Source organism: Acinetobacter sp. TSRC1-2, from assembly GCF_049895885.1.
In the GTDB taxonomy this organism is placed as follows: Bacteria; Pseudomonadota; Gammaproteobacteria; order Pseudomonadales; family Moraxellaceae; genus Acinetobacter.
In genome coordinates this window covers 35,011-48,346 of sequence record NZ_JAFCTF010000013.1, presented here as the reverse complement: position 1 = coordinate 48,346, position 13,336 = coordinate 35,011, and the positions used below count along the sequence as shown (strand labels likewise).

The 13,336-nt window shown below is 43.9% G+C and carries 12 protein-coding genes and 1 pseudogene; all 13 read right to left on the bottom strand.

What is annotated here, in order from left to right; translation table 11 throughout:
* Nucleotides 1-4 precede the first annotated feature (4 nt).
* A complete protein-coding gene (locus ACP69Y_RS13270; protein ID WP_425918837.1) occupies nucleotides 5-2,329 on the bottom strand; it encodes an MMPL family transporter in 2,325 nt (774 codons plus the stop codon).
* Nucleotides 2,304-2,903, bottom strand: a complete 600-nt coding sequence (locus ACP69Y_RS13265; RefSeq protein ID WP_425918914.1) for a LolA family protein — start codon at nucleotides 2,901-2,903, stop codon at nucleotides 2,304-2,306. The genes ACP69Y_RS13270 and ACP69Y_RS13265 overlap by 26 nt, the downstream gene beginning before the upstream one ends.
* Nucleotides 2,904-2,958: 55 nt before the next feature.
* Complete coding sequence (locus ACP69Y_RS13260) at nucleotides 2,959-3,378, bottom strand: acyl-CoA thioesterase (protein ID WP_425918836.1); 420 nt, start codon at nucleotides 3,376-3,378, stop codon at nucleotides 2,959-2,961.
* Nucleotides 3,379-3,397: 19 nt separating this feature from the next.
* Nucleotides 3,398-4,930 (bottom strand): HAL/PAL/TAL family ammonia-lyase, encoded by a 1,533-nt coding sequence (locus ACP69Y_RS13255; protein WP_425918835.1) that lies wholly within the window; start codon nucleotides 4,928-4,930, stop codon nucleotides 3,398-3,400.
* Nucleotides 4,930-5,808, bottom strand: a complete 879-nt coding sequence (locus ACP69Y_RS13250) for an acyltransferase (RefSeq protein ID WP_425918912.1) — start codon at nucleotides 5,806-5,808, stop codon at nucleotides 4,930-4,932. The genes ACP69Y_RS13255 and ACP69Y_RS13250 overlap by 1 nt, the downstream gene beginning before the upstream one ends.
* Before the next feature lie 55 nt (nucleotides 5,809-5,863).
* Nucleotides 5,864-6,598, bottom strand: a complete 735-nt coding sequence (locus ACP69Y_RS13245; protein WP_425918834.1) for a glycosyltransferase family 2 protein — start codon at nucleotides 6,596-6,598, stop codon at nucleotides 5,864-5,866.
* A 12-nt stretch (nucleotides 6,599-6,610) separates the two neighbouring features.
* Nucleotides 6,611-8,281 carry an AMP-binding protein gene (locus ACP69Y_RS13240; protein ID WP_425918833.1) on the bottom strand — a complete coding sequence of 557 codons (1,671 nt, stop codon included), beginning with the start codon at nucleotides 8,279-8,281 and terminating at the stop codon, nucleotides 6,611-6,613.
* Nucleotides 8,282-8,293: 12 nt separating this feature from the next.
* Complete coding sequence (locus ACP69Y_RS13235) at nucleotides 8,294-8,848, bottom strand: septation protein IspZ (RefSeq protein ID WP_425918832.1); 555 nt, start codon at nucleotides 8,846-8,848, stop codon at nucleotides 8,294-8,296.
* Nucleotides 8,845-9,093: an acyl carrier protein gene (locus tag ACP69Y_RS13230; protein WP_425918831.1), complete on the bottom strand. Its 249-nt coding sequence runs from the start codon at nucleotides 9,091-9,093 to the stop codon at nucleotides 8,845-8,847. The genes ACP69Y_RS13235 and ACP69Y_RS13230 overlap by 4 nt, the downstream gene beginning before the upstream one ends.
* Before the next feature lie 9 nt (nucleotides 9,094-9,102).
* Nucleotides 9,103-9,363 carry a phosphopantetheine-binding protein gene (locus ACP69Y_RS13225; protein ID WP_425918830.1) on the bottom strand — a complete coding sequence of 87 codons (261 nt, stop codon included), beginning with the start codon at nucleotides 9,361-9,363 and terminating at the stop codon, nucleotides 9,103-9,105.
* Nucleotides 9,347-10,160 (bottom strand): annotated as a pseudogene (locus ACP69Y_RS13220) (lysophospholipid acyltransferase family protein). The gene ACP69Y_RS13225 and the pseudogene ACP69Y_RS13220 overlap by 17 nt, the downstream one beginning before the upstream one ends.
* Complete coding sequence (locus tag ACP69Y_RS13215; protein ID WP_425918829.1) at nucleotides 10,154-10,792, bottom strand: beta-ketoacyl synthase chain length factor; 639 nt, start codon at nucleotides 10,790-10,792, stop codon at nucleotides 10,154-10,156. Before ACP69Y_RS13215 ends, ACP69Y_RS13220 begins: the two are co-directional and overlap by 7 nt.
* A gap of 236 nt (nucleotides 10,793-11,028) precedes the next feature.
* Nucleotides 11,029-13,335, bottom strand: coding sequence for a RelA/SpoT family protein (locus tag ACP69Y_RS13210; RefSeq protein WP_425918828.1), 2,307 nt, complete (start codon nucleotides 13,333-13,335; stop codon nucleotides 11,029-11,031).
* Nucleotide 13,336: the final 1 nt, after the last annotated feature.

Sequence of the window (13,336 nt, the reverse complement as noted above, 5' to 3'; positions counted from 1 at the left end):
TCACTCAGCTCTTTGGCTGATATTGTTGAAGCACCACATGTTTGGCATCGGAAGATGTAAACAAAGTTGCGTAAATAAATGAAAAAATCACCCCAAGTAATACCGTTAAACCAAAGCAATGAATCGCGTAGGTGTGGCTAAAGGATAATAACCCGAAACCTAATAAGGTTGACATCATACAAAGGAATAGCGCCATGCCCACCACTTGCGGATGATCATGTCCGTGACGGTAGAAAATGGCATAGTCCACACCAATCCCGATAATCAGGAAAGTGCCCATAATGCTGAACAAATTAATTTCCACACCCAGCCAGGCCTGAATCGCAAAGGTGGTCATTAAAGCTAAAGTGACCGGTAATACCAAAGGTAAAATGGACTGAATGCCATAAATCACACCCAAGCTGATCGCCAAGGTGATTAAGGCAGACACCAGTAACCACTGTGCCTGTATACGATGCTGTTTAAATAATTCAGACATTTGATTAACTGGACTTAATAATTGTGCCTGCGGAGTATTGAGCTGTTGCAAGGCAGTCGCATCATGTACATTTTGCAGCAGTACCAGACGCTCGGTTGGGCTCATTTGTAAAAATGCCAAAGGATGCTGACTCATTTCAGTTGGACTGAGTAAGGGCTGTTGGGCCAACTGCTTTTGCCAGGCCAGTACTTCTGCCGGATTCAGCTGCAACGCCGTAGCGTAGTCCTGCAAGGCGTTGGCTGGAATCGCCTGCAACAACGTAATATTGTGTTGCTGCTGGGCTTTGGATGGCAGCCATTGACCTAGTGCCTGAAAACCCTCCAGCTTGTTTTCGGCCTGTAGAACTTGCAGTTTTTGTAGCAATTGCTGTTCATTCTGTTCCAGTTCCTGAGCCGTGTTGCCATGCACCACAAAGTATTCACTGCTTTGCTGTTGCATAAAACGGTCACGGACATATTGATCTTCCTGCTGTAGCGTCTTATCCATACTTTGTAAGTTACGAATATCATCATTGCTTTGTAGAAACATCAAACTGCTGCCGGCGACCACAGCAATTAAGGCGATCAGGCCATAACGCAGACGGCTCCTCGACTGTACAAAGCCTCGTGCTTTACCAATAAAGCTTAAGCTGCGAATAGCAGGTTCGGCATTTAAGGCCGGTAAACGCGGCAATAATAAAACACTAGTAATCCATGCGGCAGCCAGACCAACCATAGAGAATACCGCAATCTGCTTAAAGCCTGGAAATGGGGTAAAGCTCAAGAAGATATACGCGACCAGAGTGGTCATTAAGCCCATAAACAGACTAGGCAACAGCGGTTTGAGTACCGCAAAACCGTTGAGCTGTCGATGCTGCGATTGCATCGCCATAAAGTAAAAAGAAAAATCGACACAGACCCCGACCAGACTGGCCCCAAACACCAAAGTCATCAGGTGAATTTCACCAAAGACCCAATGGGTGATGGCAAAGGCCACCAGACATCCGGTTCCCACGGCGATCATTTCAGTCAGCATTGGACGAACCGAGCGGAAACCGAACAGCACTAACAGAAAAATGCCTAGCGTAGAACCTAGGCCGATGGTGGAGATTTCTTTTTCAGCCGAAGTGGTGCCGAATTGGGCAAACAATAAAGTACCTGTCCAATGCGGCTCAACTTGCATGTGTTGCAATTGCTGGTCTAACTGTTTAATCCAGACCGCAGTTTTTTCTTGATAATCAATATTGTATGGACTATTTTTGAGCTCCAACACCACTAGCCGTGAAATCCCCTGCTCATCCCGAATAGTGGCAAAACCCTCTTCCAAAGTAATATCCGAATTGCTCTGCAAACTGGATAAGCCCATGGCATAACGTGGGAAGAACAGCAGTGGATCTTGTTGTAATAGCTCTGCGGTAACTGGCATGCCCGGACTCATGATTTGCAATAGGCCCTGCTCAGTCAGCGATGCATAATCCTGCTGTTCAAGCAGCTTTTGATCATCGGCGGTCAGTAAACCTGCACGGTGTTGATATAACAGCTGCGCAAACTGGTCACTATCTACCTGAGCATTTAAGGGCTGCCATAAATCCGTTGCCGCCACGCTTTGTTTAAAGGTGTGGGTAGCTTTTGTTAGAGCTGCATCATCTTTGGCATTCAGTACCACAAATACCTTGTTATTTAACTGCTGACTGACATATTGCTGCGCCCGTTCAAGCCTTGGGTCTTGGGTCGCTTCCGGCAATAATGCAAAGATATTGGTTTGAATGTGAATATCTTTTTTTAGCCATGCTGTACCTAGCGCAATGGCAATCACGCTCAGTACAATCAGCCACAGTACGGTAAATTTATTTTGCCAGTTGGAAAAGCGCATTTTCCTCAGCCGTTAAGGTTTGGGGTTGAGTGGTTTGTTGACTAAAACGAATCGTTGTACTGTTATTGGCTTTTTCTTGCAATACAATACGATCGACATAACGCTGTCCTTGCGCATCGACCCTGACAAATAACTTTTTAAATAAACTGCTTTTCGGGGTTAAAGTCACATTCCACTGCGCCGGGGTGTAGCTTGCCGAAACAATATTGAAGTTTTTGGCTAAAGCCGCTTCATTGCCCGACATCAGCTGCAAGAACATGGTCGCAACCGAACCATACGGTGATTTATCAATTTCAATCTGACTATGCGTGCGCTGGGTTTTTTGCACCAGTTTACGCGGGGTCACAATCAAATCGGCTTTGACCGGATTTTGAATTTTCCAGATCACACCCTGCGATTTGGAAAATAACACTGTGCCTTTAGAGACAAAGGTTTTATTCATTGAAGTCAGCTTTTTTTGCTGTTCAAAATTGGCCCGTACCGTTGGCGTTTCGGAAAGCTGTCCAAAGATTTGTCTGAGCTGCGGATTTTGCGCATGCACCGGTTGCGACAGCACCATGGTAAGAGACAGCATGGCAGCCAAAACCAGCCATACTGCACGTTGTAGATTGAGAGATGTCATCTTGGCTTTACTCCGGCTTAAACTCAGACCAAGCGTTTAAACGCTGCAATAAAATTTGCGGTGACTGGAAACACATTTCACGGCTTTCAATATGTACCGCCACTTGTGTGGTATAGCCTTTGGTCAGCCTTTTTCCACTTTGGGCATCAAAAATCTGATATTCAATTTTTAGGCGGTTTTCCCATTCTTTTAAAATGGCACGTACCCGAATTTTCTGTTCAAACAAAATGCCATGCGCATAACGCACATGACTTTCAATCACAGGCCATGCATAACCGGAGTCACGCATCTGGGTATAGTTATATTGAAATTGATCGAGTAGCTTACAACGCGCAATTTCAAAATACTTTAAGTAATGCCCATGCCAGACCACGTTCATGGTATCCACATCATGAAATGGTACTTCAATGATTACATCGGCATGCATAGTCTGTTTCCCATCAGGTTTAGCGAATAAGTTCAGTGCTTAATAATTCTAAATTTTCCAGACGATCCACCAGTTGCTGCAACTCATGCTGCAATGGACGATCTTCCACCACATAGTCAAAACTCTGCAACACCCATGCTTTAAAGGCAGTTAATACTTTAGCTAACTTGCCATCTAAACCTTTTAAGTTCACCGCTTGCACACTGGCACAACACAGCGCGGCAATCACCTGTTCGGTCAGTACAATTACACGGCTGGCATCACGCGCAGCAATGGTGCCCATACTGACTTTGTCCTGATTATGACATTCGGTCGAGCGCGAGAAAATCGAAGCGGAAAGCGTCTGTTTTAAGGCTTCTGCCGTCCAAGCTGACACGCCAATCTGTACGGCTTTAAAACCATGATTCAGCGGCAGCCGGTCATCGGTTGCCCCGGTCAAATTTCGCGGCAAACCATTGTTCATTTTATAGTCCACCAATTGCGCAAATTGACGGTCCATTAAATCGGCAATATTGGCAATCATGATTTTCAGACTGTCCATGGCCTGAGCAATGTGTCCGCCATAAAAATGCCCCCCATGCAACACGCGTAAGTTCACCGGATCAATCAGCGGATTGTCATTACTCGAGTTCAGTTCATTTTCAATAAACTGGCGTAACCAGGGTTTGGAATCTTCAAATACGCCAATAATATGTGGTGCACAGCGTAGTGAATAACGATCTTGCAAGCGTGAACTCTGGTGCTCAGTTTGTACTTCGCTATTCAACCAGTTACGCAGTTGTGCGGCGATATGTTGCTGACCCGGATGCGGTTTCTGCGCAAACAGTACCTCATCAAAGTGACTTGGATTACCTTCCAAGGCCAAAACATTCAGTGCAGTAATGCAAGTACTGGCCAAACTAATTTGTTCAGCTTTTTTATAGTTCAAGCAGGCAATTGCTGTCATGACAGCGGTGCCATTCATCAGTGCCAGACCTTCTTTAGGACGTAGCACCAAAGCCTGCATATTTTTTTCAGCATAAACGCGACTTATCGGAACAATCTGACCTTCAAAGTAAACATCACGCTCACCGACCAAAGCCCCTGCGATATAAGACAATGGGGTTAAATCCCCACTGGCCCCGACTGAACCTTCGGATGGAATCACCGGAATCACGTTTTCGTTTAACATCCAGACCAGACGTTCCAGCAAGGTATGCGATACACCTGAATATCCACGTGCAAGTGAACATAAACGCGTCACCACCACTGCACGCGCCGTAATTAAATCCAGATTTTGACCGAGGCCACAGCCATGAAAACGCGATAAATGCAAAGGCAGTTCATGGACTTGATGCGCGGGAATTTCTACCAGACAGGAATCGCCATAGCCGGTGGTCACACCATAAATCACGCCTTCATCCTGCAACAGTTGATCCAGAAAATCTGCACCGCGCTGAATTAACTCACGCCACTCAAAAGATACTGGCAAAGCCACTGATTTTTCCTGACGTGCAACAGCCACCACATCTTCAATCGAGAGTGGCGTTTCCCCCACAACTAACACTTGCATTATTGTTTGTTCCAGAAATTATAAAAATTAAACCATTGATATGGCGCACGAATACAGTGCTGTTCAAGTAGGCTGACATATTGACGGGTGATACTTTGTATTGCTTGCTGACGGTTTTTTCGAGGAAAATTTAGTTGCTCTGCAATTGCATGAATATGCACTTCAAAATTATTTCCAACACGATAACAAAACACGGCTAGTACAGGCACTTTCAGCAAACTGGCTAAAATCCAGGCCCCTTGTGGCCAATTTGCGTCTTCACCTAAAAATGAAATCGGCTGTACCCGATCTGATTGCACCGGTACCCGATCTGCCGCAACAATAACCCACTCCCCCTGATCGAGTTTTTCTTGCAGGATCATTGCGGTTTCAATACCCAATTCATCCACCGAAACCAGATTGACATCGGCATGATCATTCAGTTTTTTTAGGAACTGGTTAAATTTGGTGGCATGCTTCTGATAGACCAGAACATTAATTTTTTGCGGATGTTCCGACTTGATCGCCCGCAGCAATTCAATATTGCCAAAATGCGACACCACAATTACCGCGCCTTTTTGATAATGCGCACGGAAATGCTCATGTCCATGTAAAACCAGCTGCTGCTCCGGAATTTTACCCAACCAGCCTTCTACCTTGTCCAGAATACATTCGCCAAACTGCATTAAATGCGTATAGCTCTGACTTAAATTCGGTGTATGTTTAAAGGGTGAGTTTTCACCTGCAAAATGGTGTAACCGAGTCAAATATTGCAGTGAAGCCTGACGTGCGACTATCGCAAACAGCCAGTACCACAAAATAATAAAATACATCAATACCCGGCATAACCAACGGCCACCCATACGGTAGAACGCCAGCACCAGACTCAAAGAGGTCATGCCACCGCGTTCTTTAATCTCATTCCACTGGGTTTGCTTCAGCTCAGTCACGCCATCAACCTTTTACTTTCTGTGACAGCAATTTAGGCAGACGAATCAGCATGCCGCCAAACAAGCGCAAATGTGCCTGACTTATACCCAGATTGTCACGCCATACATTGAAATGCGAAATGCCATCTTCAGGATAAACCACCTTAGTCGGCACATTAATAAAAGGCACCTCTGCCCATTTTAAACGCACCAAAATTTCACTATCAAAACCCATACGCGGCTGAAATTTTGCAGAATCCAGCACCTGAATGGTACTAGCCAGCGGATAAACCCGGAAGCCGCACATGCTGTCTTTAATATCAAAAGACAGGCTATTAATCCACACCCAGATATGCGTGGCATAACGACCATAAAGGCGTTTTTTCGGAACCGATTCATCAAATATAGGCTGACCGATGACCATTGCATGCGGATGTTGTTGAGAGATTTGCAGGAATTTTGCCACATCCTGCCAGTCATGCTGACCGTCAGAATCGAGCTGTAAGGCATGACTAAAACCCAAAGCATGCGCATGGCGTAAACCGGTAATTACCGCCTGTCCTTTGCCCTGATTATGCGTATGTTCAACCAGATCAACCCGAGGATGTTTCAGCGCAATATCATGTAAAATTTGAGTACATGCGGCATCACTGCCATCATTGACCAGAATGATCGGCATCTGAAACTGATCCAAATGGGTCACCAAAGCCTCAATATGATAAGGATGGTTATAAACCGGAATGACAAAACATTGCTGCATCTACATTTACCTTTAAATCGGATCGTTTTGTGTATGAAATAACAAGCGTCCAGAGGCCAAGGTCTGCTCTGCATGGGTGAGTTCAAAACTGACTTTATGCAGTTTTCTCGACAGTTTCAGTTGCAGCACCATATAAGGCTGAATTAAATCCTGAAATTTGAGCTGTTCAAAACCGTTGCACCATTCAAGCTCTGCCCAGGTCTGACGGGCAAAATGTTGAATAAATCCAATCTGTCCTACACCCGGAAAAATTGGATAATCTGGAAAGTGCCCTTTAAAGCATTCCAGTTCGGGAGAAAACTCGAGGCGATAGAGCGCCTGATCTGGCTCATTCTGTTGCTCCAACACAATAGGCAATAACATAGGCTGAAATAAGGATTTCATGTATTGTTTATTCAGCTTAGATTGGGCATTTTGCGGTAATTGTGTCAAAAAACGCCATTGTCTTGGAATGGCGATGCTTTCCAGCTTTGAATTTAACTGCACTTTGATTGCAGCTACATATTGTGCTTTGTTGCTGCTTTGCAGCTGTTGTCTGGCCTGCTCAGACAAGACCGCCACACAGGCTAAAATCTGACGATGTTCCCGTTCCAGAATTAACACATGGCATTGGACAATCTCATCTAGTTCGACAATTTTCTGTTCAATGGCATCCAGACTTAAGCGTTTCTCTTCCAGTTTTACAATACGGTCTAGTCGTCCCAGCAAACGAAATGGACTTTTGGGATTTACCGCATCAATCACTTCAACTTTATCGCCAGTGAAAATCCAGTCTTCACTAAAAGCATGATTGCTTCTAACTTGCAGTTCTTGCTGCTCACTGGCCTGAATATCGACATTGGCAAACGGTGTCCATAAGGCATCATCTTGTTGGCGATGCGCGATGCCGCCTGTTTCCGAACTACCAAACACTTCGCTAATCGGTCGGTTCAAATAAGGGCGTATTCCTGACTCTAATTTCCCGCCTGAGGAATAAACCGTCAGGCAATCTTGCAATAACACATCGCTGGTCCAGCGTTTTAACAATGCAGGACTCGAAACCACATAATTATTCATCTTAAAAGTAGCTAATTTTTTTTGAATATCCGCAACATCTTCAGGGAAAGCCAGCTGGGTCTGATAAAAACAGCGACCGCTTGCCAGTGGCCACAGTAACTTAAACAGTAAGCCATAAATATGCTGATGACTGACGGTTGCAATGGCAATCGCCTGCTCAGGCAGTTGAAAACTGGCATCCAGTCCCTGCACTTCATTGAGTAATTGACGCAAGGTACGCAGGATTTTCTTCGGCTGACCGGTAGAGCCGGAAGTATAAAAATAGATTTTCGCCTGATGCAAAAAGGCATCATCCAGATTCAGTTCAATATTTTGATTTTGTGCTAATGATACGGATTGACGTTGCAAGAAATAAATGTTCTGTTCCGCGAGTTCTTTTTCTAAATCACTGACCCGATTCGGCGGCAATAACACCTGTTTTTGAGCTAAAAGAGCCGCAAATAACAGTACTAAAAATTGGTAACTGTCAGGCTCCCAGAGAGCCCAGCTGTCTTGTGCAATTGACTCAATTGCATGGCTTTGTTGTATCACATCCTGCCAAAAATCCTGAAAACAGAGTTGGCTTAAATCAGGCAAAATACACAAAGGTTTCAGTGAATGAAGATGATTCTGAAAATGACACAACATAACAATCCGTTTTTATTCCTGAAGTTGATTTAAGCGCTGCTGTCGCTTGCGCAAGATAAATTCGCCCAGTAGTAATAGCCCCATCAACACATAGGAAATAAAACCGTTATACAGCACCCAGATCTGCATTGTAGCAAACAGGACGGTCGCCAAGGCAACAAGGGCATTCAGCACAAAAAAAATGCACCACACCATGGTGACTTTACGGGTCCAGATCACCCCGGTTTCAGGTAAGTCCGGTTCTGCCAGACGGGCAAAACGCTCGATCATCGACGGTGGTCGAATTAAAGTCGAGGCAAAAATAGCCAAAGCACCCACACTCATAAACACCGGATACAATTTCAGCCAGGCATGATCTTTTAAAATCAGGCTCAAGCTGCCACATAAAATCGCAAATCCGGTTAAAGGCCACAGTAAGGCATTGCCCTTGCTGAACAGGCGCAATAATCCCAGGATAATCAGCAGACTGCTGACCCAGATATATTGCCCATGCGACAAACTATAGCCCACTAAAAAGGGATAGAGAATCAGTCCGATTGCCACTATCCCTTTGAAGATCAATTTCATGCAGCAGACATATTCTGAATCACAGTCACCACGTCTTGAACCGTGCGAACACCTTTAAAATCTTCAGGATTGACCTGTTTACCGGTTAATTCTTTAATTTTGACCACCAAATCAATCGCATCAATACTGTCCACATCCAGATCATTCGCCAAATTCGCATCCAGCTGGACATCTTCAGGGGTAATTTCGAACAGATCTTCCATCCATTCTCTTAATTTTTCAAGTACTTGTTCCTGAGTTAACATTACAACCTCTTACGCCTTTTGCTGTGCTTCAACCAAAGCCATTAGGCTTTGAATTGATTTAAAATGTTGCTTGGTTTCTGCTGATTCAGCATTCAAGTGAATGTTGTAACGTTTTTTCAGCGCCAAACCAAGTTCCAAGGCATCAATGGAATCTAGACCCAAGCCTTCACCAAATAAAGGGGCTTCGGTTTCAATATCATCTATGCTGATGTCCTCAAGGGCCAGAACATCAATAATCATTTGCTTTAATTCATCAGCAAGATTGCTCATTTTTTAGATAACTCTTGGTTAAAAAATTGGTGTAATTGATGATTCAGATGACGCACATTTTTCGGACTGACCGAGGCATCATCTAAAAGATCATCGATTTGAATGGCATCCAGCACCTTCACATGAATATGGAAAGGTTGAGAAGGAACGTGATACCACTTTTCATTCTTGGTTAAGGTTGAAGGCGTACAAGTGACCAAAACTGGACGAATCGGCACATTGGCACGAATTGCAATATTCGCCGCACCGCGCTGAAATTCATTTAACAGTTCGCCTTTTGCCGTACGTGTGCCTTCAGGAAAAATCAGCAATGAAGCCGCTTGATCGGTGTTTAATTTTTTCACACAGTCCTGAATAAACTGTTCAGAACCGGCATTTAAAATATAACCGGCATTTTGCACTGGGCCTTTGGTAAATGGATTGGACCATAGGGCTTGCTTCACCACACAGTTGGCCTGTTCCATCAGGCCAATCAACACCACTACATCAACCAGTGTTGGATGATTGGCAATCACCAGTTCCTGCTTACTGTGCTGTAATTTTTCCAGACCTTCAATGTCATAGGTCATAATTCCAAGTTTTACCATCATTTCGGTAAAACCCTTGAAACTATACTTGATCACTTTTTGCGTGCGTTGCTGACGTAAATTCGGATTCTGGGTAGACAGATTGACCAAAGGTGCAACCAGTCCACCAATAGCCACCCCACCAATCCCAAAACTGGCGAAACTAAAACCAGTGGCGCCAATACGCCATAAATAATTGGCTCTTTGTTTAATTTGAGCTGCTTTTAACATTTTTGCCATGCCTGAGTTTGAGGATGCTCAAGACTCTGTTCAGATTGCTGCCAAAAATCATAAAAATTCTGTGCATCGATATATTTATGCCGATGATACGTTAATGCGTCGATATCCAGTTGTAGATTTGGCGCCTCTAAACTAATCACTGCGGATATGGCAAAAGCACTGAATGGCTGAAATTCTTTATAAATCGCAGGTAAAGCTTCATCGTAATACACCACCAATACTCGTGCATTGGGTTGTGCATTGGTTTTCAACCAAGCATAAGCTTCAATCAGGGCTTCACTCCATGATGCTGCCAGACTGGTCGAAGGCGTCGCATCCTGACATAAAATAGAATATAAGCCAGCAATCGCATTATGCACGGAGGTCGAAAATTGGGTCGGTGATGGCGTTTGATCTTGCAGCACATCGGCCAGAATTTTCAGGGTTTTGTGTTCATCACCATATTGGGATGCCCAGACAATATAGTCCACTGGTTCTGAATTCAGCGATTGAATGGCACTATTTAAAGCGAGTTTGGCAATTCCGGATAAGCGTCTGCGCTGCATGGCAGGAATCTGTGCTAATGCGGGAACGGTTTCGTCGGCACGACTCATATATAGGGGTGATACATTTATTTGAATCATTGCCGAAATTTTCCATACCCTAGAATGTAGTTTAGCTCGAGGCTATTTTATTTGCGGGATTATAGCATTTGTCATAAAAATTACACAAAAAATATCCTGTACACTTTCAACAATATAAGCCTATTAGTTTGATTTAATTCTATATTTTAGATCTAACTCGTTCAGTCATTATTGCCTGCATAAAAAAACCAGCAACAAAAGTTGCTGGTTTTTCACTGAAAGCTTAAATGTTGAGTTTAATTACCTTGTACCAAACGTCGTGCGCTAATAATTCCCGGTTGTTGCTCTAAACGTGCCAGCAAACGTGATAATTGTGCCAGACCTTTCACTTCAATTAATAACTTCATATTGGCAATACCATCTGTTTCTGAAATGGTATTCACCTGACGAATATTGATTTGATCCGAAAAAATCACTTGCGTTAAGTCTTTCAGCAGACCACGACGATCGTAGGCTTCAACTACAATCTGTACGCTTTGACCCCGAGTCGGTTGCATTTCCCAATCGGCTTCAACCGCACGTTCAGGTTCTTGAGAAATCATCCGGATATAGTCCGAACATGCAACTTTATGGATGCTTACGCCACGGTTCAGCGTGATATATCCACCAATTGATTCCCCATGTACCGGTTGACAGCATTGTGCAACATGCAGTTCTACGTTGTCCAAACCGTCAATTAAAATACCATGCGCAGACAAAGTATGACTGGCACGTGGATTCAATGTCGGCTTGAGTACCAATTCAGGTTCATCTTGACCGATGTGCATATGGCGGTTGACCTGATTGATCAAGGCATGCAGACTAATATCGCCATTGACCAAACCAATCAGAATATCTTCACCCAGCTTGACATTAAAGTGGTTGCAATAATCACTTAAATCAATACTTTTTGGGTGAATCGCTAAACGTACAAGTTCTTTATTCAGAATTTCACGGCCAACTTCCAGGTTTTTACTGCGATCTTGCTGTCTAAACCAATGCCGCAATTTATCTCGCGCACGGGACGTCTTGATATAACCCAGCGAGTTTACTAACCAGTCACGATTCGGCTCACGATCTTTCTTGGTTAAGATTTCAACCTGTTCACCGGTTTTCAAGGTATAGGTTAAAGGTACATAGCGCTGGTTTACCCGCGCTGCATAACACTTGTTCCCCACCTCAGTGTGAACATGATAGGCGAAATCTAAAACGGTAGAACCGCGCGGTAACTCTTTAATGTCCCCATCACGGCTAAATACATAAATCTTTTCAAAACCTTCGAAATCTTGAACGTGTTCAAAATTCTCGGAATCATCATCTGATTTATGTGCGCTGGCATCATTACGTTCTTGATAATGCTCAAGTACTGCACGCAAGGAATGTAAACGATGGTTGAAAGAGTGATCGGTATTTTTTGCACCTTCTTTATAATTGAAGTGCGAACATACTCCAAGCTCTGCCTCGTTATGCATATCTTTGGTACGGATCTGCACTTCAAGCGACTTGTTCTCTGCAATGACTGCAGTGTGTAACGAACGGTAGCCATTGGCTTTAGGATTGGTAATGTAATCATCAAATTGGTGCGGAATATGACGCCAGATTTGATGCACAATCCCCAAGGAGTGATAACACTCAGGTACGTTTTTTACCAATACCCGAACCGCTCGAATATCATAAAGCTGATCGAAGCTAAGGCTTTTACTTTTCATTTTTCGATAAATCGAATAAATGTGTTTCACCCGTCCGGTAATATCTGCTTCAATATCATAGCTTGCCAGTTCATTTTTCAGTTTATCAATGACAAACTGAATATATTGCTCGCGCTCTAAACGTTTTTCATTCAATAACGTTGCAATTTCTTTATAGCGCTCTGGGGCCAAATAACGAAATGCTAAATCTTCAAGTTCCCATTTAAGTTGGGCAATCCCTAAACGGTGGGCCAAGGGTGAGTAAATGGTCAGAATTTCTCGAGCAACACGCTCTTGACGTTCGCGTGATGCCTGGGTCAGTTCCCGCAAGGCATAGGTACGCTCTGCAAGTTTGATCAATACTACCCGAACATCTTCAGTCACAGAAATCAGCATTTTATAAATGCCGCTTAAATGCTCTCTTTGATTGTTATTAAAATGGTCTTCTAGACGTTTGTTCTTTTCAATCAGTTCAGAAAGCTTACCCATCGCCAAGGTCCCCTGGACCAGACTATGCACTTGCTCGCCAAAATGTTCTCGAACTTCTTCAAGCGTCATGACGCCTTCACGCACACTTCGGTACAGCATTGCTGCGGACAGAGTATCTTCATCCACATGTAAATGCGCCAAAATATCCGCCATCTCAATACCGGTATAAAAGGTATTGGAGCGATGATTAACCGTGGTTTGCAACTCTTTATGTAAAGTTAGATGAGCAACTTCTTCGAGTTGTTTAAGCGCTGCATCATCTAATATGCCACGAACCCGATCCAGCCATTCAGCCAAATCATGTCGAGCTTGTTCGGCATGCTCTACAGTCGCTTCCTCGGACAGCTCATTGAGACGTCCAGGAAGTTGTTCACGTACTGTGACCATA

What these genes read in the sequence shown, in the direction of transcription:
- ACP69Y_RS13260 (WP_425918836.1), bottom strand. Translation starts at nt 3,378, where the DNA reads ATGCATGCCGATGTAATCATTGAAGTACCATTTCATGATGTGGATACC.
- ACP69Y_RS13225 (WP_425918830.1), bottom strand. Translation starts at nt 9,363, where the DNA reads ATGAGCAATCTTGCTGATGAATTAAAGCAAATGATTATTGATGTTCTG.
- ACP69Y_RS13210 (WP_425918828.1), bottom strand. Translation starts at nt 13,335, where the DNA reads ATGGTCACAGTACGTGAACAACTTCCTGGACGTCTCAATGAGCTGTCC.
- ACP69Y_RS13255 (WP_425918835.1), bottom strand. Translation starts at nt 4,930, where the DNA reads ATGCAAGTGTTAGTTGTGGGGGAAACGCCACTCTCGATTGAAGATGTG.
- ACP69Y_RS13240 (WP_425918833.1), bottom strand. Translation starts at nt 8,281, where the DNA reads ATGTTGTGTCATTTTCAGAATCATCTTCATTCACTGAAACCTTTGTGT.
- ACP69Y_RS13270 (WP_425918837.1), bottom strand. Translation starts at nt 2,329, where the DNA reads ATGCGCTTTTCCAACTGGCAAAATAAATTTACCGTACTGTGGCTGATT.
- ACP69Y_RS13245 (WP_425918834.1), bottom strand. Translation starts at nt 6,598, where the DNA reads ATGCAGCAATGTTTTGTCATTCCGGTTTATAACCATCCTTATCATATT.
- ACP69Y_RS13265 (WP_425918914.1), bottom strand. Translation starts at nt 2,903, where the DNA reads ATGCTGTCTCTTACCATGGTGCTGTCGCAACCGGTGCATGCGCAAAAT.
- ACP69Y_RS13250 (WP_425918912.1), bottom strand. Translation starts at nt 5,808, where the DNA reads ATGACCTCTTTGAGTCTGGTGCTGGCGTTCTACCGTATGGGTGGCCGT.
- ACP69Y_RS13215 (WP_425918829.1), bottom strand. Translation starts at nt 10,792, where the DNA reads ATGATTCAAATAAATGTATCACCCCTATATATGAGTCGTGCCGACGAA.
- ACP69Y_RS13235 (WP_425918832.1), bottom strand. Translation starts at nt 8,848, where the DNA reads ATGAAATTGATCTTCAAAGGGATAGTGGCAATCGGACTGATTCTCTAT.
- ACP69Y_RS13230 (WP_425918831.1), bottom strand. Translation starts at nt 9,093, where the DNA reads ATGTTAACTCAGGAACAAGTACTTGAAAAATTAAGAGAATGGATGGAA.